The organism is Bradyrhizobium denitrificans, from assembly GCF_013179005.1.
Lineage (GTDB): Bacteria > Pseudomonadota > Alphaproteobacteria > Rhizobiales > Xanthobacteraceae > Bradyrhizobium > Bradyrhizobium denitrificans.
Genome location: NZ_JABFDP010000015.1, coordinates 166745 through 187506 on the forward strand (window position 1 = coordinate 166745; position 20762 = coordinate 187506).

Annotated in this window: 16 protein-coding genes and 1 pseudogene; 4 read left to right on the forward strand and 13 right to left on the reverse strand. The window is 65.2% G+C overall.

Annotated elements, in window-relative coordinates; all coding sequences use genetic code 11:
• Positions 1 to 11 precede the first annotated feature (11 nt).
• The 5 genes from HL671_RS18315 to HL671_RS18335 all read right to left on the reverse strand — a co-directional run bounded on the left by HL671_RS18315 (position 12) and on the right by HL671_RS18335 (position 6643).
• Positions 12 to 614, reverse strand: a complete 603-nt coding sequence (locus HL671_RS18315) for an HD domain-containing protein (RefSeq protein ID WP_172237286.1) — start codon at positions 612 to 614, stop codon at positions 12 to 14.
• A gap of 56 nt (positions 615 to 670) precedes the next feature.
• Positions 671 to 2479 (reverse strand): PEP-utilizing enzyme, encoded by a 1809-nt coding sequence (locus HL671_RS18320; RefSeq protein WP_012041853.1) that lies wholly within the window; start codon positions 2477 to 2479, stop codon positions 671 to 673.
• Positions 2480 to 2519: 40 nt separating this feature from the next.
• Positions 2520 to 3599, reverse strand: a complete 1080-nt coding sequence (locus tag HL671_RS18325; RefSeq protein ID WP_172237289.1) for a PEP/pyruvate-binding domain-containing protein — start codon at positions 3597 to 3599, stop codon at positions 2520 to 2522.
• Positions 3600 to 3683: 84 nt separating this feature from the next.
• Complete coding sequence (locus tag HL671_RS18330; RefSeq protein ID WP_172237292.1) at positions 3684 to 4940, reverse strand: cytochrome P450; 1257 nt, start codon at positions 4938 to 4940, stop codon at positions 3684 to 3686.
• Between the two features lie 203 nt (positions 4941 to 5143).
• Positions 5144 to 6643, reverse strand: a complete 1500-nt coding sequence (locus HL671_RS18335) for an AfsR/SARP family transcriptional regulator (RefSeq protein ID WP_041750445.1) — start codon at positions 6641 to 6643, stop codon at positions 5144 to 5146.
• A gap of 335 nt (positions 6644 to 6978) precedes the next feature.
• On the opposite strand from HL671_RS18335, the pseudogene HL671_RS39140 reads away from it, so the two are divergent.
• From HL671_RS39140 to HL671_RS18345, 3 genes and pseudogenes are all read left to right on the forward strand, one after another.
• Positions 6979 to 7081: pseudogene (locus HL671_RS39140) on the forward strand (IS30 family transposase); the annotation flags it as partial.
• A 189-nt stretch (positions 7082 to 7270) separates the two neighbouring features.
• The gene (locus HL671_RS18340) at positions 7271 to 7921 is read left to right on the forward strand and encodes a glutathione S-transferase family protein (RefSeq protein WP_012041858.1); all 651 of its coding nucleotides are present in this window, start codon (positions 7271 to 7273) and stop codon (positions 7919 to 7921) included.
• A 532-nt stretch (positions 7922 to 8453) separates the two neighbouring features.
• Positions 8454 to 9353, forward strand: coding sequence for an NAD-dependent epimerase/dehydratase family protein (locus HL671_RS18345; protein ID WP_012041859.1), 900 nt, complete (start codon positions 8454 to 8456; stop codon positions 9351 to 9353).
• Positions 9354 to 9520: 167 nt separating this feature from the next.
• On the opposite strand, the gene HL671_RS18350 is transcribed toward HL671_RS18345, so the two are convergent.
• The 5 genes from HL671_RS18350 to HL671_RS18370 all read right to left on the reverse strand — a co-directional run bounded on the left by HL671_RS18350 (position 9521) and on the right by HL671_RS18370 (position 14419).
• On the reverse strand, positions 9521 to 10300 hold the full coding sequence (locus tag HL671_RS18350; protein ID WP_172237295.1) for an ABC transporter permease: 780 nt from the start codon (positions 10298 to 10300) through the stop codon (positions 9521 to 9523).
• Positions 10297 to 11409 carry an ABC transporter permease gene (locus HL671_RS18355; protein ID WP_041751321.1) on the reverse strand — a complete coding sequence of 371 codons (1113 nt, stop codon included), beginning with the start codon at positions 11407 to 11409 and terminating at the stop codon, positions 10297 to 10299. The genes HL671_RS18350 and HL671_RS18355 overlap by 4 nt, the downstream gene beginning before the upstream one ends.
• 35 nt (positions 11410 to 11444) lie before the next feature.
• A complete protein-coding gene (locus HL671_RS18360) occupies positions 11445 to 12542 on the reverse strand; it encodes an ABC transporter ATP-binding protein (protein ID WP_172237298.1) in 1098 nt (365 codons plus the stop codon).
• A gap of 97 nt (positions 12543 to 12639) precedes the next feature.
• Entirely contained in the window at positions 12640 to 13662 is a 1023-nt protein-coding gene (locus HL671_RS18365) for an ABC transporter substrate-binding protein (protein ID WP_172237334.1), read from the reverse strand.
• A 322-nt stretch (positions 13663 to 13984) separates the two neighbouring features.
• Complete coding sequence (locus HL671_RS18370; protein WP_172237301.1) at positions 13985 to 14419, reverse strand: winged helix-turn-helix transcriptional regulator; 435 nt, start codon at positions 14417 to 14419, stop codon at positions 13985 to 13987.
• Positions 14420 to 14562: 143 nt separating this feature from the next.
• Between HL671_RS18370 and HL671_RS18375 the strand changes: the two genes are divergently transcribed.
• Entirely contained in the window at positions 14563 to 15450 is an 888-nt protein-coding gene (locus tag HL671_RS18375) for an SDR family oxidoreductase (protein ID WP_172237304.1), read from the forward strand.
• A gap of 77 nt (positions 15451 to 15527) precedes the next feature.
• Here HL671_RS18375 and HL671_RS18380 read toward each other — a convergent pair whose 3' ends face one another.
• The 3 genes from HL671_RS18380 to HL671_RS18390 form a co-directional block, all read right to left on the reverse strand.
• Positions 15528 to 15749, reverse strand: coding sequence for a hypothetical protein (locus HL671_RS18380; protein WP_146713950.1), 222 nt, complete (start codon positions 15747 to 15749; stop codon positions 15528 to 15530).
• A gap of 250 nt (positions 15750 to 15999) precedes the next feature.
• Positions 16000 to 19182 (reverse strand): efflux RND transporter permease subunit, encoded by a 3183-nt coding sequence (locus tag HL671_RS18385; protein ID WP_172237307.1) that lies wholly within the window; start codon positions 19180 to 19182, stop codon positions 16000 to 16002.
• A 323-nt stretch (positions 19183 to 19505) separates the two neighbouring features.
• Positions 19506 to 20738, reverse strand: a complete 1233-nt coding sequence (locus HL671_RS18390; RefSeq protein ID WP_172237310.1) for an efflux RND transporter periplasmic adaptor subunit — start codon at positions 20736 to 20738, stop codon at positions 19506 to 19508.
• Positions 20739 to 20762: the final 24 nt, after the last annotated feature.

Consider the following 20762-nt stretch of genomic DNA (forward strand, 5'->3'; position numbering starts at 1 on the left):
GTGCCCCGGGGTCAGATCAGGTCGAGCATCAGCGCGGACCGGGTTTGGGCCAGCGCATCTTCGGCCATCGCGCGTCCGGCGTCGGTCTCGAGCAACGCGAATTGCGTCGTCAGGCGCGCGGCATATTGGTGCGGCGTCATCTTGAACCAGTCGCAGGCGACGGCGACGCCGGTGGTGGTGAAGCGCCACAGCTTGTCGGCGTCGCGCACGATCCGGTCGTTGAGCGAGCGCGGGTAGGGGCGCGTGTCGTGGCCGTCGATGATCTCGCCGACCGCGACGATGACCGGCTCCGGCCAGTCGGCCTGCTCCAGCACCTCGCGCGACATGCGGACGCCTTCGCTCTCGTGCAGGAAGCGCACCTCCGACTGCATCATGTTGGGGCCAAATCCCTTCTCGATGATGTCGGTCATGTCGATGGAGTACCAGCCGATGTCGTGCAGGATGATCGCGAGCGAGACGATGTCCTCATCGGCGTCCGGATAGTGCACCAGCAGCTTGCGCGCGTAGGCATAGGACAGCGGAATGTGGACGTCGTTCTTGCGGGCGCGCATATAGGGCTCGCTGATGCGCCATACCTGATCATAACGGCTGCCGATCTCGGGCCTGTCGAGCATTGCTGTATCCAATCTTGCGGCGAAGGCCGGCACCGCCGGCCTTCCGTGGTTTGGGGTCAGGAGAGGATGGTGACTTCGCCGGTCGAACCGTTGACGCGCAGCATCTGTCCGTTCTTGATCGAGGAGCTCGCGCGCCCCGTGCCGGTGACGGCGGGCAGTCCATATTCGCGGCAGACGATCGCGGCGTGCGACATCATGCCTCCGATGTCGGTGACGATCGCGTTGATCTTGCCGAAGATCGGCGCCCAGCTCGGCGCGGTCACCGGCGCGACCAGGATCTCGCCCTGTTCGATCTGCCCGAGCTCGTCGGCCGAGCGCACCACGCGGGCGCGGCCCTCGACGATGCCGGGCGAAGCGGCCATGCCGGACAGCTTGGTCGTATTCGCGGCACCGTCGAGCCAGCGGCCGATGCTCTCCGTGGTGATACCCCAGAGCATGATCGTGAACGGCTCGGTGATGACATCAGGCGGATTGTTGAGTGCGGGCTGCGGCGGGGTGGTCGCCAGCGCGGCCATGATCTTCTTGCGCCGCTCGATCTCCGGCGGCCAGTAGGTCGGACCGATCGCCGGCGCGCCGACGGCCCAGCCATTGCCGTAGTCGAACAGTGCGTCGCGGACTTCCTGGCGGTTGAGGTAGAACAGGTCGTCGGCGTCCTTCCAGAAGCCGGCATCGCGGAAGATGGCGCCGAGCTCGCGCATCTTGCGCCAGAACACGCTCATCGACCAATGCTCGATGTAGAAATTGTGGTTCTCGACATAGGGGAACACGGTGCGGGCGAGCCCGAGCTTGCCCTCGAAGGCGGCGCGGGCATCGGCGTCGAGCATCTCGGCATATTCCGAGGTGATGCGGTCGCGCTCCCGCGCGATCGCTTCCGTCGGCCGGTCGATCTCCTCGCCGCGTTCGAGGCGGACGATGTAGTCCCTGATATAGCCGAGCGGGATGTCGAGATGCTCGATCCAGTATTTGTCGGTCGAGTAGAAGCCGTTGCCCGAGGTGAAGTTGAACCAGGGATCCTGCGCCTCCTTCCAGGCCTTCAGCCATTCGGCGCCGTTCGGTGCACGGCTGACGGCGGCCAGTGCCTCGTCGACGGAGCCGCTCTTCAGCGCGCTGGCGATCCCGAGTTTCACCGCGAGCTTGGCGAGCTTCTTCAGCTCATCGTCGGGGCGGAACAGGTCGACCTCCACGCCCTGAACCATCTTGGCGATGGCCTGGTCGGGAATGGTGGGGAATTGCCCCTTCATGAAGCTGAAGAAGTCGAGATAGGCGGCGTAGCCGAGATTGAGAAACTCGAAATGATACTGCCAGGTCTTGTAGAGCAGCTGGATCGCCCGGTCGTAGGTCTCGGTCAGCGCATAGGTGTTGTCGAGGCCGACGCCGCCGGTGATCCAGTCGAGCGGCACGGCGTCCGGCAGCGGCTCGAAGCTGAGCGCTTCGAGATCGGCGATGTTGGCACGGACCTTCTTGTCCCAATTGGCCAGCAGCCGATCCCAGTTCTGGAAGTAGTAGCCGGCGCGCTCCATGAAATGCGGCACGCGGTCGCCGATCAGCTCCGGCGCGACCGCGACCGGGCTCATGTAGCAATAGCCGTTGTGAATGCGGTATTCGACGCCATTCGCCGGCGGGATCAGATAATGCCGGGTGTTGTACTGGCCGAGGCATTTGACGGCGAACTCGACGGTGACGGCGTCGAACGGCTTGAACGGGCTCGGCCAGTGCTGCGAGTCGCAGAACCAGAATTTGCCGTCTTCCTTGTCGCGCAGGCTGTTCTGGAACTGCAGATAATAGGGATAGAGCTTCTCCCAGCCCTCGGCGCCCACGGGCGTCTTCAGGTCATAGGGGCTCGGGAATTTCGCGTGCGCCGTCATGGTCGTTTCCCCTCGTTGTCGTTTGTCGTTATGGTCGTGCTTACCGCTTGGCCTGGATCGGTGCGAGCAGCGTCCCCAGCACCCCGGCGATGCCGGTCTCGTAGACCGCCGTCGTCTGCTTTTTCTTCTGGCTCCAGACCGTCTCGGGCCGGCTCTGCAGCGCGACGAGATTGTCGTCCTCCGGCAGATCGGCATCGATCGCCCATTCGACATCCTGCGGACAGCCCATGCTGCGCTCGAGCGACTTCGCGAGCCGGGCGACGGCGAGCACCTGGGCGTTGGTCAGCGAGGGCAGCGTGCGCCGCTCCGGGGCGATCACGCGCTCGACGGTTCGGCGCGCCGCGCGATCGGCCACAAGCTCGAAATCCTTCTCGGAGATGCGCTGCTTGATCACCTGCAGCAGCACCTTCTCGACGACGAAATTGTCAGGCGTGATCTCGCCGGACACCACCGGCTCGCCCAGACCGAAGGCGGAATCGATCACGATCTTGGTGCGGTCGCCGTTGATCGGATCGAGCGTCATCGCCACGCCTGCCGCTGACGCATTGACCATCTTCTGGACGCCCACCGACATCAGCACGTCGATCTGCCCGAGCCCGTTCTCGGCGCGATAGGAGATGGCGCGGGCATTGAACAGGCTGGCCCAGCACGCCTTGACCTTCTCGACCACGACGTCCTCGCCCACCACCCAGAGATAGGTGTCCTGCTGGCCAGCGAAGCTGGCATCAGGCAGATCCTCGGCGGTCGCGGAGGAGCGCACCGCGACCGGCAGCTGGCCGTCGGGCGACATCCGGCGATAGGCCTCGCGGATCGACTGCTCGACCGCGGCCGGCATCGGCTGCGCCACGATCGCATCGCGGATCTCGTGCGACAGCCTCTCTTCGTCATCCACATCGTCGAGCACGATCCGCGCCAGGCGCTCGCTGATCGTGGCCGCGAGCCCGTTGCTTCGAAGGTGCAGGGCGTAGGCGTCGGTCGTGACCGCAAAGCCCTGGGGCACGCGGACGCCTTGTGCGATCATGCGCGCAAGGCTTGCGCATTTGCCGCCGATGCGCGGAAAGTCGTCCGCGCATGCGGCTTCGAACGGCACGATGAAGGATGCGGCTGCGTTGGCGCCCATGCGTCTGTTCCCCACCTTGTGGCCCGGATCGCATCCGGGCTTGTTCTTGCTTGTGCGACGCGTCCCGGAGACGATCGGTGCGCGTCAGGCCACGTCCCATTCGATCCGAAGTGCCGTCGGCACGCGAAACGAGATGTTGTGAACGAAATCGTCGGTCTGTTCTGCGGCCAGCCGCAGGCCCGGAAGCCTGCGAGTCAGCTCGCCCAGGGCAATGGCGAATTCGATGCGGGCGAGCTGCTGGCCGACGCAGGTGTGAATGCCATAGCCGAACGCCAGATGGCTCCGCGCATCCGTGCGCCGGACATCGAAGCGGGCCGGCGCGGAGAACACTGTCTCGTCGCGGTTGGCGGAGCCGATCAGCAGCAGGATATTGGCGTCCTTCGGCACCGGCACGCCGCCGATCTCCGTGTCCTTCAGCGCGCGCCGGCGCCAGGCCACGATAGACGGGCTGAAGCGCAGGCATTCCTCGACGGCGTTCGGAATGAGCTGCGGCTCGGCGATGAGGGCTTCCCAGTTCTCGCGCCGCTGCAGCAGTTCGCGCATGCCGTTGGCCATCAAGGTCGTCGTGGTCTCGTGGCCGGCGAACAGGGCGCTGTAGAGCACGCCGGCGATCTCCTCGTCGCTGATCTCGGCGCCGTCCTTCTGCAGCCGCACCAGATCGCCCGGCAGATCGTCGGTCGGATCGTCGTGGCGCTGGCGCACCAGCGCGCGGCAGTAGTTCCAATACTCGACCATGTTGCGGGCGTGCACGATCTGCTCGTCGTCGCTGAGGTCGCCCCAGGTCAGGAGCGCACGGCTCACCGCCCAGGATTTCACGCGCGGCACATCGATGTTGGGAATGCCGACCAGCTTGAACAGCACCAGCGCCGGCACGTCATAGGCGAGTTCACGGAAGAAGTCGGCATGGCCACGCTCGGCGAACGTATCGATCGCCCGGTTGACGATGGCCTTGATCTCCGGCTCGATCGCCCTGAAGCGGCGCGGTCCGAAGCAGCCCTGCACCAGCTTGCGGATGCGGGTGTGATCGGGCGGCACGCGGGCCGAGAGGCCCGAATAGGCGGTGAAGCCGCCCTCGCGCATGATGCGCCTGCCTTCCTCGCACATCGGGCGCAGCGGCGCCTGGGCGTTTTCCGAGGAGAAGGTGCGCCAGTCGTCGAACACCGCCTTGATGTCGGCGTGGCGCGCGACCACGAAATATTTCAGCTCGTCGGAAAAGAAGACCGGAGCCTCGGCGCGTGCCCATTCATAGAACGGGAACGGATCGCGCATCTCGAACGGATCGAAGTCCGTTGCGGCGTCGTGATAGGGGCATCGCGCCAGCTGAGCAGCCGAACCTGGCATGTCGTCCTCCCATTCGCCGCCCTCGACGGCGACCTTTGTTATGGGCTCATCCTAGGCGGCGATCTTTGGGTTTTCTTTAGCCGCCAACCGTATGGCAGATATGAAGAAATCGTCAAATCGGTTGGCGAATGGCGGCCGTGGCCCGTTCGGCCGGAACGCCGGCGCGGGCCGGCCTGCGATTTTGCACATGTCGAAATCTGCCCTCACGCCGTGAGCTTGCGATGCAACTCTTGAAGCGAGGTGCTCTTCGGACGGTCGTCGAAATGCTTCAGGGAATCGAGATAGAGCTTGAACTGGCGGTCGATCGCCTCGCGCCGTCCTTGCGCCTTGAACACCTGCATCGCCTCGGCATGCGCCATCTCGCACAGCGGATCGATCGCGAGCGCCTTCTGGCAATGCGCGAGCGCGGCCGAGTAGTCGCTGCGTTCGAGATAGATCCGCGCCGCGTCGCGCTGCACCTTGAAGAACATGTCACGCAGCCAATAACGCTTGCTCCAGCACCAGTCGCGCTCCCCGTCATCGGCATATTCGATGGGGATGTCTTCGAACAGGTCCCCGGTGTAGAGACGGTCGGCCGCCTGCAGACAGATCAGCGCCTCGTCGCTGGCGCCGGCCTTGATGTGTCCTTGGGACTGGCGGCAGAGTTGCTCGAAGGTCGATATGTCGAGCCAGCTGCGTTCCGGCGGCACCAACACGTAGCGTGAGCCCTCGCGCCGCACGTAGTTTCGTCCGCCGTCGCGGCCGTCCGACTGGCCCAGCGCCAAGCGCAGATAGCGCACGGTATGGTAGAGGCGGTTGCGTGCGGCTTCGATGTCGTCGGCGTTCGGCCAGAGCAGATCGGCGAGCTCGTCGGTGCCGGCGCCATGGCCGCCCTTCTGCAGCAGATAGGCGAACAGCGTCTTGGTCTTGCGCGTCGCGCCGCCCGGCGGGTCCCAGTCCACCTGGCTGCCATCATTGCGATAGATCCGCAGCCGGCCGAAGCAGCGGATCTTCCAGCGGTCGCGGCTGTCGAGATGAACCGTGACCGGCTCTTCCGCCGAGCGGCGCAACAGCCACATCGGGTCGGCGCCTTCGGCGGCATGCAGCGCCGCCGCCGAGGTGCCGATTCGCAGCTCCGGCGCGATCGTGCCGAGCCAGAAATCGACTTGCTCGCGTAGCGCGCCGCGCGTCTGGAGTCGTGACGGGAGCCAATGCGGATTGTCCACCAACCCGCTGCTGGTGAGGATCTGCGGATGGCCACGCAAGGCGACGAGCAACTGCTCGTCGATCAGCAGCCGGCGGTTGTATAGCGAGGCGATCGAGAGTTCGGACTGCTGGGCGAGCGCTTCCGCGAGCGCAGGCCAGCCTTCGAAATTGGCGGTTGCCGAGTTGGTTTCGAGACCCCAGCTCATGTCTACGACGAGCAGGGCAGGGCCTTGTTTCCGCGTCGGCGCCACCCACTTCTCGATCCGGCTTGCGACGTCGCGAAACGAGATCGGCACCCGCAACAAGGCCGTCTCGACAAAGCTCTTGCCCTCGACAAGTCCACTCTTATTGATACGCTTCGCCAGCTTTTCGGCGCGCGGGACCGCGTTTGCGTCGGCCGCGATCACGAAGATCCGGCAGGGTTGCGAAACAGCCTGATAACGCTTGAAAAAGTCCGCGAAGAGTAGCTTTTGCTGCGTCGCGAACAGCGCGAGATTGATAGAATTGTTTTCGGCCATGGGCGCTCACCCGCGACAGCCTCGTTGGAGTCAGCAGAGTGAGGTAGTCTAGGAGCTGCTGTCGGACTGATGCAAGGTTTCGTTTCGCAACTGATCGAGACGCACCACGAGAGCATCTTCCAGTCGAGATGGCGGTGCGAGTGGTATGCGTCTGACGCGAGGACCAGCCAGCCGTCGCGGGTGCAACGCGGACGAACTGCAGACTCGCGGTATGACCGGGTGCAAGGTGGACGGATATTTCCGGCGCGATGTCCTCGTCGCCATCGTGAAAATCGACGCGTCCCTGAAACACATTGCGCACGATGGCGCAGACATCCTCGGTGTCGTAGTCCATGCGCGGTACGCACGAAAACACGAACGGACGGCTGCGGCAATACTTCCCCAAAAAGAACCGACCTGCGCATCTACGACGTTGACGAGATATTTGCAGTCGCAGAGGCTGCCCAACGGCAGACCGAACCGTTCATCCCAGCGCAGACTCCAATGCCGTTTGGGGCGCGGCTACCGACAATCGAGCTTTATTCGCTTGCGGACCTCAGCACGGCCAGGGATGCTTCGAACGCATGTCGCTGGCGCTTTCCCGGCAAATGCGGTTTGTGAGCTGAGCGTCGAGCAAAGGGCACGTCCATGATCACGGTTTTTGGCCGAACATCATCGTTCAATGTGCAGAAGGTGATGTGGCTGGTTGGCGAACTTGGCTTTGACCACCGTCATGTCCAGCTTGGAGGGGCATTTGGCGGTCTCGACAGGCCGGACGTCTTGGCGATGAATCCGCACGGTCGCGTTCCGGTGCTCGATGATTCCGGGGTCGTCGTCTGGGAATCGCAGGCGATCTTGAGATATCTTGCTGCAAAATATGCTGATGGCAGCGCGTTCTGGCGTATCGACCCGGCAGAGCGAGCGGTGGCGGATCAGTGGATGGACTGGTCTCAATCGGCGCTGCAGCCCGCCTTTCTGGGCGGGGTGTTCTGGGGCTGGTACAGGACGCCGGAATCGAAGCGCAACATGATTGCGGTGAATGCCGCCCTTGATCAGACTGTCAGCTATTTGCAACGCGTCGAGCGCCAGCTGGAAGGCAGACTGTTCTTGTTGGGCGACAACCTTTCGCTCGCCGACATTCCGATCGGCACGCATCTCTACCGCTATTTCAATCTGGATCTGCCGCGCCCGGCCTTGCCGAATGTTGAACGCTGGTATGAGCGACTATTGGCCAGGCCAGCGTACCGTACGCACGTTTGCATCCCGTTCGACGACCTCTACGGCCGACTTGAGTTCTGAAGCCAGACGGATGCCGGTCTCACCGTCCCTCGAACGAGAAGCTCAGAGCCTTCGGAGGCGGCGACGATCAGAACAAGCCGGGGCTCAGATCGATCCCATAGGTCAGTGCCATCATTGTGATGAACAAAGTGGCGGCACAGATCAGCAACAGATGTCTGAGCAACTCGTCCTTGACGCCAAGCGGTGACCCAGACAGCGCCCGGGAAAGTACTCTGGCCATAGCCGTCATTCGCGACCTCTGCTTTGCCCCGCCTGAGGTGGGTCAGGACGGCAAGCACAAAGGTTCATTTGAGAGCCGGCGTCGAGCTGATGCAGGGTTACGCTCGATTGCCTCGACGGGGTTCCGCGAGACCAGCCCGCAATCTGTTGTATTCGTCTCTGGCCAGCCGATCAGAGGTTCCATGCCGTTCTGGCCCAACCACCCATGTGAGCATTCGCTGATCTGCGCCTCAGGTGAAAGTTCCTCTGGAGCGGCGTTGGCGGGAGCTGATAGAAAGGTCGTCTTCACGCATCAGTAGGGACAAGAGAACAAATGACAGCCAAGCGTGTGGTGTTCACCGGGGGGACCGGCAAGGCGGGCCGGCACGTGCTGCCGCATCTGAAGAGCAAGGGCTACGAGCTGCTCAATGTCGATCTCAAGCCGCTCGATCAGCCCGGCATCAACACGCTGATCGCCGATCTGACGGACAGCGGCCAGGCCTTCAACGCCCTGACCACGCATGACGGCTTCGCGGGCTTCAATGCCGGCCGGCCTGCCCAGGCGCCGGATGCCGTGGTGCATTTCGCGGCCATCCCGCGCGTGCTGATCGCGCCCGACAACGAGACCTTCCGCGTCAACACCCTCAGCACCTACAACGTCATCGAGGCCGCAGCGAAGCTCGGCGTGCGCAAGATCATCATCGCCTCCAGCGAGACCACCTATGGTGTCTGCTTTGCGGAGGGCGACAAGGACTTCAAGAGCTTCCCGCTCGAGGAGGACTACGACACCGACCCGATGGATTCCTACGGGCTGTCCAAGGTAGTCAATGAAAAGACCGCGCGCGCCTTCGCGATGCGCTACGGCATCGACATCTACTGTTTGCGGATCGGCAATGTCATCGAGCCGCACGAATACGACATGTTCCCGCGCTTCCTGGCCGATCCGCCGTCGCGCAAGCGCAATGCGTGGTCCTACATCGACGCCCGCGACCTCGGCGAGATCGTGCATCTGGCGATCCAGAAGGATGGGCTCGGCTTCCAGGTGTTCAATGCCGTGAACGACACCGTCACCGCCACGATCCCGACCCGCGAATTGCTGCGGCGTTATTGTCCCAACGTGCCAATCACGCGCGAGCTCGGCGAACGCGAGGCGCCGCTGTCAAACCGGAAGACGCGGGAGGTGCTCGGGTTCAAGGAGGAGCATGATTGGCGGCAATATGTGAAGGCGGGATAGGGCGAGCGGATCTGACGTCAGGGGGGAGGCCGGCTCTCTCCACGACGTCATGGCCGGGCTCGTCCCACGGCTGTCCGCGTCATGATGCGTGGAGCGAAAGACGTGGATGCCCGGGGCAAGCCCGGGTAGGACGAGTCACCCAAAGGGCAGGTGCGCGCGTCTCGCGCTCACGCCAGCCGTCGCCGGACCGCGAGCATCGCGAGCGACAGCACGATCGTGCCGACGATGAACACCGCCGCGGCCGAGACGATCGCCGGGCTGATGTTCTCGCGGATGGTGGCGAACATTTGCCGCGCGAGCGTACGCTGATTGGGCCCGGCGACGAACAGCGTCAGCACCACCTCGTCGAGCGAGGTGGCGAAGGCGAACAGCGCGCCCGAGATGATGCCGGGCAGGGCGATCGGCAGGGTCACGGCGAACAGCACGGTCGCAGGCGCGGCGCCGAGGCTCGCCGCCGCTTGTTCCAGCCTGACATCGACGCCCTGCAGGGCCGAGGAGACGTTGACCAGCACGAACGGCACGGCCACGACCGTGTGGGCGATGATGACGCCGAGATAAGTGTTGGTCAGCCCGTAGCGCGAAAACATCAGCTGCATTCCGACGCCGAGCACCACGGCCGGGACGACCATCGGCAGCAGGAAGACGGTACGTAGTGTGGAGAACACCAGCGACGCCCGCCTGCCGCGCAGGCCGAGGGCGGCGAGCGTGCCGAGCAGGGTGGCCAGCGCCGTGGTGCCGGCGCCGATCAGCAGGCTGTTGACGATCGACAGCCGCCAGGAATCGGCGGTTACCAGCTCGCGGAACCAGCGCGTCGAATAGCCCGGGATTGGATAGTTCAGGAACACGCTGTCGGTCAGCGACAGCGGCAGCACCGCGATCAGCGGGCCAAGCAGGAACAGGATCACGAGCGCCGCGAACACGAGTTTGAGGATGGGCAGTGGCGTCATGCGCTGCGCTCCTCGGCCGCGGTCAGCCGGATGTAGACGGCATAGAGCAGGATGGTCATGGCGAGCAGCACCAGGCCGAGTGCACCAGCCATGCCCCAGTTTGCCGCCGCCGTCGCGTAATACGCGATGACGGAGCTGATCATCTGGTCGTTGGCGCCGCCGATCAGCGCCGGCGTGATGTAGTAGCCGAGCGCGGCCATGAACACGAGCAGCGCGCCGGAGACGACACCGCGCATCGACAGCGGCAGCAGCACGTGGAGGAAGGCGCGCAGGGGGTGCGCGCCGAGCGAGGCCGCGGCCGGCATCAGATTGCGTGGGATCGCGATCAGCACGCTGAAGATCGGCAGCACCATGAACGGCAGCAGCACATGCGTCATCGCGATGATCACGCCGAGCCGGTTGAACATCAGCGGGATCGGCGTGGATGTCAGGCCGAGCCCCTTCAGCGCCGCGTTGATCAGGCCATTGTCCTGCAGCACGATGTACCAGGCGGCGGTTCGCACCAGCAGCGACGTCCAGAGCGGCAGCAGCACCGCGCCGAGCAGAATCTGCCGGCGCCAGCCTTCGACGGAGGCGGCGACCATCGCGTAGGGCAGGCCGATCAGGATGCAGGCCAAGGTCACCAGCGCCGCGGTCACAAAGGTCCGGATCATGATCAGGCGGTTGGCCGAGGCGCCCTCCGGCATCGCTGCAATGTTGCCCGCGGTATTGCGCTCAAGGTCGACGGCGGCGAGCAGGTTCTTGTCGGTCCAGGGCGAGGCGACGGCGTCGGCGATGGTCGCCCACCAGGAGGTCTCGCTCCAGCGCGGGTCGATCGCGGCGAGATCGACAGCGCCAGTGCCATCGAGCGCGCGGCGCGTCTTGCCGAGCAGGCTGCGGAAGCCGGATTGCGTGCTGTTCAGGCGGCGCACGAGATCGCCGAACTGCTCGTCGTTGCGCAGTGCGCGGATGTCCGCGGCGAAGGCGGACTGCGCCGGTGCGGGCGGCACGTTCGCGCGGTCCCAGCCGGCCAGCGCCGCGGCGGTGCGCGGCAGCGCCTCGGTCGCCACCGGATCCGACACCGCCGATTTCATCATCGTCACCAAGGGCGCGACGAAGAACGACAGCATGAACGCCAGCAGCGGCGCCAGCAGCAGGACCGCCGTCAGGCGCTGGCGGAGGGCTGGTCGTTGCATGATCCCACCACCCAGACATCCGACGCCGCAAAGGACAATGCAACCTCGCTGCCGACCTCCGCCGCACCGCTCATGCGGTCGCCCTTGATGATCATGCGCTGCGCGCCGACGGTCGCGACGAGGCGCATGTGATCGCCGAAATACACGGCATCTATGATGCGCGCGGTCAGGCGGTTCGCCGTCGCAGCCGCGTGATCGTTGATCCGGATCGCCTCGGGGCGGATCGAGACCCGCACCTTGTCGCCTGCGATGCGGCCCGCGCCGGCATGCGCCAACAATGCGAGGCCTGAATCCGTGATCAGATGCGCCGCCTCGCCGGCCTGGGCGTCGACCTTGCACGCCAGCAGATTGGTCTCGCCGATGAACTCGGCGACGAAGGGCGAGCGCGGCCATTCGTAGATCTCGCGCGGCGGCCCGATCTGCTCGATCCTGCCGTGGTTGAACACGGCGATGCGGTCGGACATCGTCAGCGCCTCGTCCTGGTCGTGGGTGACGAACACGATGGTGAGGCCGAGCCGGCGATGCAGGTCGCGGATGTCGAGCTGCATCTGCTCGCGCAGCTTCTTGTCGAGCGCGCCAAGCGGCTCGTCCATCAGCACGACCTGCGGCTCGAACACCAGCGCGCGGGCCAAGGCGACGCGCTGCTGCTGGCCGCCGGACAATTGCGCCGGCTTGCGCTCGGCCATGGCCGAGAGCTTGACCATGTCGAGCACGCGCGCGACGCGCGTCGCGATCTCGGATTTGGGCGTGTTCCGCATCTTCAGCGGAAAGGCGATGTTGTCGCGGACGCTCATATGCGGGAACAGCGCGTAGTTCTGGAACACCACGCCCATGTCGCGCTTGTGCGGCGGCAGCCCGTCGACGCGGCGGCCATCGACTGCGATGGTGCCGCTGGTCGGCTGCTCGAAGCCGGCCAGCATCATCAGCAGCGTCGTCTTGCCCGAGCCGGAGGGGCCGAGCAAAGCGATGAACTCGCCGCGCGCGATGTCGAGATCGAGATGGTCGACCACGGTCAGCGCCGCGAAGCGCTTGACCACCTGTCGGAACGAGATGAAGGGGGTGTCCATGACGACGGCTTTGGGCGCTGATCACGCCGGGACTCATGTACGAGGAGGGCGGACGCGCGAGCCGAAGATCGCGCATCCGATCGATGAGGCCGCGGGCTCAGCGTGCCAGCCAGGCGTTGAAGCGCTTCGACAGCTCTTCCGAATTGTCGGTCCAGAAGCCGACATCGAGCGCGATCGCCTGCTTCAGATTGTCCGGCGTGGTCGGCAGCTCCGCGGCAAATTTCTCCGGCACCAGTCTGGCGGCAGCGATGTTCGGCAGGCCGTAGGCGATGTATTCGGGCAGCTTGGCCTGGTTCTCCGCCTGGCTCGCAAAGGCGATGAAGTTCATCGCGGCATCCTTGTTGGGCGAGCCCTTCAGCACCACCCAGCTGTCGACCGCGTAGATGCTGTTCGGGAAGACAAAGCCGAAATGCTTGCCCTCGGTGCGGTTGATGTTGCTGATGCGGCCGTTGTAGACTGAGGTCATCGCCACCTGCCCCGATGACAACAGCTGCAGCGGTTGTGCGCCGGCCTCCCACCAGATGATGTCGGCCTTCAGCGCATCGAGCTTCTTGAAGGCACGGTCGACGCCCTCCTTGGTCTTCAGCACCTTGTAGACGTCGGTCGCAGGCACGCCATCGGCCATCAGCGCGAATTCGAGCGTATACTTGGCGCCCTTGCGCAGGCCGCGCTTGCCCGGATATTTCGCCGTGTCCCAGAAATCCGCCCAGCTCTTCGGCGCATCCTTGATCTTGTCGCCGTCATAGGCCAGCCCCGTCGACCAGACGATGGCGCCGACGCCGCAATCGCTGACTCCGGCCGGGATGAAGCCGTCCTTGCCGCCGATCTTCTGCCAGTCGATCTTCTCATAGATACCGTCGCTGCAGCCAAGCTCGAGCTCCTCGGCCTCGACCTGCACCGCATCCCAGTTCGGCACGCCGGCCTTCACCTTGGCCTGCAGCACGCCATAGCCGCCGTCCCAGCTCTCGTCGAGCACGGTGGCGCCGAGCTTGGCGGCAAACGGCTGGAAGTAGATCTTGCGCTGTGCATCCTGATAGTTGCCGCCCCACGACACGACAGTGAGATCGCGCGCCTGCGCCGCAGTGATGACACCGAGCAACGCTGCGGCGGCCACCACCATTGTCTTCGCGACGCTCACCGGCGCGCGTGATGCGGCCAGCTCCGTCTTGTTCGACATTGCATTCGTGGAGGTGGTCCGCAGAGGCAACATGCTCGCTCATCCGTCGCGCTTTGAAGGTACAAAAAGGCTATCGGCTGTTCCTGGCCCTGGCAAGCGCGAGTTTTCACCGCAAGCTGATGCTATTTTGGCGTTAGCGCTCCATCGAGCGGCATCGCAGCAACGCAGGCACGCAGGTCCATGCAACATGGTCCTGCGCCGCGGCATGCAAACAAGGCGCGTGTGAGCTTGTGCCGTGCGCACGCCATCACGCGCGCTACAATGGTCAATCCGGCGCAACGCTCGCGTCAAAGCGCTGCCGCGACCGCTTGATCTCGGCCTGATGCTGCTCGGCCCAGCCGATCAGGCGCGACATCGGCTCGAGCAGGCTCTGCCCGAGCGCAGTGACGCTGTATTCGACGCTCGGCGGCACGGTTGGGATGACGCGGCGGGCGATCAGGCCGTCGCGCTGCAGGTCGCGCAGGGTCTGCGTCAGCATGCGTTGCGAGATGTCATCGATCTCGCGCCGCAGCTCGCCGAAGCGGTGCGGGCGCGTGCCGAGCACGGCGAGGATCAGCACGCTCCATTTGTCGCCGATCTGGTTGATGACGGTGCGGATCGGGCAGTCCTCGATCGAGACGAACTTCTCCTTCCAGGCGCGCACGCCCTCGGCCGGTGCGGGCACGTCCGACGGCGCTGTGGCCGAGGTAGTTCCCTTCATGTGCCTATCTCCCAGAAAACTGCCTTCTTTCGGCAGGCCCTGATGGTTCTTAATGTAGAGCAGGTCTCGGAAAGAGACTTTAGCCCGCTGCGCGGCAGCTCGCCAGCGTTTTCCACCCCATAGCCCCTCGACGAAGGTTAACAATGTCCGACACTCTCCTCGTGACCGGTGCCGCTGGCCAGCTCGGCCGCGCCGTGATCCGCCACCTGCTGACCACCTTGAAGGTGCCGGCCGGCAGCATCATCGCCGCGACGCGCAAGCCAGAGCAGCTGAAGGATCTGGCTGCCCAGGGCGTCCAGGTCCGCGCGGCCGATTTCGACGATCCGCAATCGCTGCCTGCCGCCTTCGCCGGCGTTGGCCGCATGCTGCTGATCAGCACGGACAGGCTCGATCGTCCCGGTTATCGCGCCGAACAGCATGGCCGCGCCATCGCGGCGGCCGAGCAGGCCGGTGTCGGCCATGTCGTCTACACGTCGATGCCGAAGCCCGACAACTCACCGTTGTTGATCGCGCCCGACCACGCTCGCACCGAGGCTGCGCTGCGCGACAGCAAGCTCGCCGGCTGGACCGTGCTGCGCAATCACTGGTACTTCGAGAACCTGTTGATGTCGCTGCCGCAGATCCTCGGCTCCGGCCGCTGGTTCACCGCGGACGAGGGCGGCGCCTCAGCCGACATCGCGCGGGACGACCTCGCGCGGGCCGCGGCGGTGGTGCTCGCCGGCAATTTCAGCGGCAAGAGGGCGTTCACGCTGAGCGGTGGACAGGCGCTGACCAAGGCCGAGATCGCGCGCATCCTGTCCGAGGCCAACGGCAAGCCGATCGAGGTCGTGCAGGTGCCGCTGCCGGGATTGATCCAGGGCATGGTCGGCGCGGGACTGCCGCAGCCGCTGGCCGAAATCTTTGCGTCGTTCGACACCAACACCGCGCAAGGCCGCGTGGCCGAAGTGACCGGCGATTATCAGGCGATCACCGGTGTCGCGCCGCAGAGCTTTGCTGATTGGGTCGACAAGACCAAGGGCGCCTTCGCCTGAGGCCGTCGGGCGAACCGTGGCAGGCTCTGTGAAACGCCACGGGCCGCTTGTTGGCATCGCATGAGATCAGCGCCGGTCTAGAGACCGGCGCTGCAGCCATCGCGCTCCGGGCAGATCTGCGACAGCGCGGGATCGTGTCCTGCGGAATTGTCGACGACCAGGCCCACCGCCGGGCGCTGGCTCGCAGCAGCGCCATGCGGGCCCGGCAGCCGACGAAAGGCAGCGTGTGCGCCGATGCGCTGAAATCCCTCGGCGGTCTTCATCAACCTGGCTGCGACCATTTGATTCAAAAAATCCATGTTGCAACTCCTTCGGTCAGATGACCCGGCGGCCTGGTGCGGGACAGGCCGCCGGGTCGGCGCAACGTGCTGGAGTTGGCGTCCTCCATTTCGCTGCGCTGGTCTGTGATCCGGTTCACAGTCGATCAGATGTGATCGTGGGCCGGATCATTGGTGGTGCGTGATGAGGACGCCAACCGTCCCTTGCCCATACGGATCAAGAGACGATCGCGTTGTCCGGATCCGACATCACGCGCGTTCACATCGCCGTTTACTCCGCGGGCTGGGCGGCAACGGTGCCGTGGCCGCCATGCTGGGTGAGGGGCTTCATGCCGGTCAGCGTCCGCAGCAGCACGTAGAAAACGGGCGTCAGGAACAGGCCGAAGACGGTGACGCCGATCATGCCGGAGAACACGGCCACCCCCATCGCGCGGCGCATCTCCGAGCCCGCGCCGGTCGAGAGCACCAGCGGCAGCACGCCCATGATGAAGGCCATCGACGTCATCAGGATCGGCCGCAGCCTGAGACGGCTGGCCTCGATCGCGGCCCGCAGCGGCGAGCGCCCGGCGAATTCGAGCTCGCGCGCGAATTCGACGATCAGGATCGCGTTCTTGGCGGAGAGGCCGACGAGCACGATCAGGCCGATCTGGGTGAAGATGTTGTTGTCGCCCTTCGAGATGTAGACGCCGGCCATCGCTGCCAGCAGCGCCATCGGCACGATCATCAGGATCGCCAGCGGCAGGGTCAGGCTCTCGTACAATGCGGCCAGCACCAGGAACACCAGGAGGATCGCGAGCGGGAACACCCAGAGTCCGGAATTGCCGGCGATGAACTCCTGATAGGTCAGGTCGGTCCATTCGAAGGCAAATCCAGGAGGCAGCACTTCCGCCGCGATCTTCTCGGCCGCCGCCTGCGCCTGGCCGGAGGAGAAGCCGGGGGCCGCAGCGGCGTTGATGTCCGATGACAGGAAGCCGTTGTAGCGGATGGCGCGCTCAGGCCCGGCGCTTTGCCGGACGTTGAGCAGCGCCGACAGCGGCACCATCTCACCGGACGAAGAACGGACCTTGAGCTGGCGGATGTCGTCGGCGCGGGCACGGAACGGCGCGTCGGCCTGCACGCGCACCGAATAGGTGCGGCCGAACTTGTTGAAGTCGTTCACGTAGTAGGAGCCGAGGTAGATCTGCAGCGTGTTGAACACCTCGGTGACGGGAACGCCGAGCTGCAGCGCCTTGGTGCGGTCGATGTCGGCGAACAGCTGCGGCACGTTGACCTGGAAGCTCGAGAACGCACCGGCGATCTCCGGTGATTTCTGCAGGGCGCCCATGAAGGCGGTGGTGACGTCGTTCAGCGCCTCGTAGCCGCGGCCGGCTCGATCCTCGATCTGCAGCTTGAAGCCGCCGATCGTGCCCAGGCCATTGACGGGCGGCGGCGGGAACATCGCGATGAACGCATCCTGAATCCCCGCGTATTTCTTGTTGAGCTGCAGGGCGATCGCGCCGCCCGAGAGCGACGGGTCCTTGCGCTCGTCGAACGGCTTCAGCCCGGAGAACACGATGCCGGCATTGGAGGAGTTGGTGAAGCCGGAGATCGACAGGCCCGGGAAGGCGATCGAGCTCTCGACGCCGGGCTGAGTCAGCGCGATGTCGCTCATCTTGCGGATCACCTCCTCGGAGCGATCGAGCGTGGCGCCGTCCGGCAGGCGGGCGAAGCCGACCAGATATTGCTTGTCCTGGCCCGGCACGAAGCCGCCCGGCACCTGCTTGAACAGCAGGCCGGTGGCTCCGATCAGCAAGACATAGAGGATCATCACCGCGGCCTTGCCGGTGATCACCTTGGAGACGCTGCCGCTGTAATTGTCGGAGGCGCGGACAAAGGTGCGGTTGAAGCCGCGGAAGAACCAGCCCAGCGCGCGGTCGAGGAAGCGGGTGAGGCGGTCCTTCGGATCATGATGGCCCTTGAGCAGCAGCGCCGACAGCGCCGGCGACAGGGTCAGCGAGTTGACGGCCGAGATCACGGTCGAGATCGCGATCGTCAGCGCGAACTGCTTGTAGAACTGCCCGGTCAGACCGGAGATGAAGGCGAGCGGCACGAACACGGCGACCAGCACCAATGCGATCGCGATGATCGGACCCGATACCTCGCGCATCGCCTGATAGGTGGCATCGCGCGGCGACAATCCGCTTTCGATGTTGCGCTCGACATTCTCGACCACGACGATGGCGTCGTCGACGACGATGCCGATTGCGAGCACCAGGCCGAACAGGCTGAGCGCGTTGATCGAGAAGCCGAACAGGTGCATCACCGCGAAGGTGCCGACGATCGAGACCGGCACCGCCAGCAGCGGGATGATCGAGGCGCGCCAGGTCTGCAGGAACAGGATCACGACGATCACGACCAGTACGATCGCCTCGAACAGCGTGTGCACGACGGCCTCGATCGAGGAGCGCACGAACTGCGTCGGGTCGTAGACGATGTGATACTCGACGCCCTCCGGCATCGTCTTCGCGATCTCCGCCATGGTGGCGCGGACGTTGTCGGAGATCTGCAGCGCGTTGGAGCCGGGCGCCTGGAAGATCGGGATCGCCACCGCCTGCTTGTTGTCGAGCAGCGAGCGCAGGCCATATTCCGAGGCGCCGAGCTCGATGCGGGCGACGTCGCGCAGCCGCGTGATCTCGCCATGCGCGCCGGTCTTGACGACGATGTCGGCGAACTGGTCCTCGTTCGACAGCCGGCCCTCGGCATTGACCGAGAGCTGCAGGTCGAGGCCCTTGACGCTCGGCGAGGCGCCGACCACGCCGGCAGCGGCCTCGACATTCTGCGCCTGGATCGCCTTGACGATATCGGAGGCGGACAGGCCGTGCTCGGCGGCCTTCTGCGGATCGACCCATACCCGCATCGAATAGTCGCCGGCGCCGAACAGCTGCACGTCGCCGACGCCGTCGATGCGCGCCAGCCGGTCCTTGACGTTGAGCACCGCATAGTTGCGCAGATACGTGGTGTCGTAGCGGCCGTTCGGCGAGATCAGATGCACGACCATGGTCAGGTCCGGCGAGCTCTTCTTGGTGATGACGCCGAGCTGGCGCACGACATTGGGCAGCCGCGGCTCGGCCTGCTGCACCCGGTTTTGCACCAGCTGCGTCGCCTTGTCCGGATCGGTGCCGAGCTTGAAGGTGACCGTGAGCGTCATGGCGCCGTCGGTGGTCGCCTGGCTGCTCATATAGAGCATGTTCTCGACGCCGTTGATCTGCTCCTCGATCGGTGTCGCCACCGTCTCCGCGATCACCTTCGGATTGGCGCCGGGATAGGTCGCGCGCACCACCACCGAGGGCGGCACCACGTCGGGATATTCCGAGATCGGCATCGCAAACAGCGCGATGAGACCGCCGAGAAATATGAGGGTCGACAGCACGCCTGCGAAGATCGGCCGGTCGATGAAGAATTTGGAGAGGTTCATGGGAGGCCCCGTGGTCGGGAGATGTCAGTGGTTGTGGTCTGACGGGTAGGTTCGGCATGCGCGGTGCTCACCCTCCCCTGGAGGGGGAGGGTCGGCTCGCATGAGCGAAGCGACATGCGAGACGGGGTTGCGTGGCAGACCCTCCGCGCATGCGGTGCTCAATCGTGTCCAAGCCGCGTCATGCAAGAGCTGGGATGATGCGAGTGCGTTTCGTCCAACTACCGCTGTCACCCCACCCTGCCGCGCGCTGTGCGCGCGTCGACCCTCCCCCTCCAGGGCAGGGTGGGCATGGCGCGCGCGGTGACCGTGTCGGCCGATCATGATCAGCGCTGCGCCAGTTGCGTCGCGTCGGCGCCATCGCGCGCGCCCATTGCGGCGACCTGCGTCTTCAGCAAGGCCCCCGGCCGTACGCGCTGCAGGCCGTTGACGACCACGCGCTCGCCGGGCTTCAGGCCGGCCGAGATGATGCGCAGGCCGTCGACGCTGCCGCCGAGCGTCACCGGGCGGTACACCGCGCGCTCGTCGTCGCCGACCACCATCACGAACTTCTTGTCCTGGTCGGTGCCGATGGCGCGCTCGTCGAGCAGCACGAGGGATTGCTGCTGCGGCTGGCCCATGCGGACGCGGGCGAACTGACCGGGAATCAGCCGGCCGTCCTCGTTCTTGAATACGGCGCGGACGCGGATGGTGCCGGTTTGGCCCTGGACCTGGTTGTCGATCAGCTGGATGTGACCGGAGGCCGTGATGCCGCCCGACGTCGTCATTTCGACGGGGATGCGATCGAGATTGCCGCGTTTGCCTGAGCCGTCGGAGATCGCGCTCAAGGCGCGCAGGACCAGTTCTTCCGTGGCGTCGAAGCTCGCATAGATCGGGTTGACGGACACCAGCGAGGTCAGCACCGGCGACGCCGAGCCGGCGGCGACGAGATTGCCGACGGTGACCTCGATCCGCCCGACCCGGCCGTCGACCGGCGCGCGGACCTGCGTGTAGTCGAGATTGAGCTTCGCGGTCTGCAGGCTCGCTTCGGCTGCCTTGACGTTGGCGATCGCCTCGCGGTTGCCGTTGTCGCGCTGGTCGTAATCGCGCTTCGTCACGATCGAATTGCCGACCAGTTGCGCGCCGCGTTCCAGCTCATTGGCGGCGAAGGCGGCGCGGGCGCGTGCGGCCTCGAGCTGCGCCTGGGCACGGTCGACCTCGGCGGCGTAGGGCGCGGGATCGATCTTGAACAGGACGTCGCCGGCCTTCACCAGCGACCCTTCGGTGAAATTGGCGGAGAGAATGGCGCCGGCCACGCGCGGCCGGACCTCGACGCGTTCGACCGCTTCAAGCCGCCCGGAGAACTCGTCCCACAGGCTCGCCTTGCGTGGCTCGACCACGGCGACTGTCACGGCGACCGCCTGCTCCGGCGCGGCGGCGCGGGCGGCCTGTGGCGCAGGGCTCATGTTGAAGTAATGCGACCCGGCATAGGAGCCGGCGGCGATCACCACGCCGGCCGCGGCGACGGTGCTCAGCCACCGCTTTAGACGGCCAGGGGAACGAATTTCGGACGAGGGCATTGGTGCGCTCCATATTGTAGTGCT

Bases quoted from the DNA above. Each gene is read 5' to 3' on its own strand.
- HL671_RS18315 (WP_172237286.1), bottom strand. From the start codon at position 614: ATGCTCGACAGGCCCGAGATCGGCAGCCGTTATGATCAGGTATGGCGC.
- HL671_RS18320 (WP_012041853.1), bottom strand. From the start codon at position 2,479: ATGACGGCGCACGCGAAATTCCCGAGCCCCTATGACCTGAAGACGCCC.
- HL671_RS18325 (WP_172237289.1), bottom strand. From the start codon at position 3,599: ATGGGCGCCAACGCAGCCGCATCCTTCATCGTGCCGTTCGAAGCCGCA.
- HL671_RS18330 (WP_172237292.1), bottom strand. From the start codon at position 4,940: ATGCCAGGTTCGGCTGCTCAGCTGGCGCGATGCCCCTATCACGACGCC.
- HL671_RS18335 (WP_041750445.1), bottom strand. From the start codon at position 6,643: ATGGCCGAAAACAATTCTATCAATCTCGCGCTGTTCGCGACGCAGCAA.
- HL671_RS18340 (WP_012041858.1), top strand. From the start codon at position 7,271: ATGATCACGGTTTTTGGCCGAACATCATCGTTCAATGTGCAGAAGGTG.
- HL671_RS18345 (WP_012041859.1), top strand. From the start codon at position 8,454: ATGACAGCCAAGCGTGTGGTGTTCACCGGGGGGACCGGCAAGGCGGGC.
- HL671_RS18350 (WP_172237295.1), bottom strand. From the start codon at position 10,300: ATGACGCCACTGCCCATCCTCAAACTCGTGTTCGCGGCGCTCGTGATC.
- HL671_RS18355 (WP_041751321.1), bottom strand. From the start codon at position 11,409: ATGCTGTCGTTCTTCGTCGCGCCCTTGGTGACGATGATGAAATCGGCG.
- HL671_RS18360 (WP_172237298.1), bottom strand. From the start codon at position 12,542: ATGGACACCCCCTTCATCTCGTTCCGACAGGTGGTCAAGCGCTTCGCG.
- HL671_RS18365 (WP_172237334.1), bottom strand. From the start codon at position 13,662: ATGGTGGTGGCCGCCGCAGCGTTGCTCGGTGTCATCACTGCGGCGCAG.
- HL671_RS18370 (WP_172237301.1), bottom strand. From the start codon at position 14,419: ATGAAGGGAACTACCTCGGCCACAGCGCCGTCGGACGTGCCCGCACCG.
- HL671_RS18375 (WP_172237304.1), top strand. From the start codon at position 14,563: ATGTCCGACACTCTCCTCGTGACCGGTGCCGCTGGCCAGCTCGGCCGC.
- HL671_RS18380 (WP_146713950.1), bottom strand. From the start codon at position 15,749: ATGGATTTTTTGAATCAAATGGTCGCAGCCAGGTTGATGAAGACCGCC.
- HL671_RS18385 (WP_172237307.1), bottom strand. From the start codon at position 19,182: ATGAACCTCTCCAAATTCTTCATCGACCGGCCGATCTTCGCAGGCGTG.
- HL671_RS18390 (WP_172237310.1), bottom strand. From the start codon at position 20,738: ATGCCCTCGTCCGAAATTCGTTCCCCTGGCCGTCTAAAGCGGTGGCTG.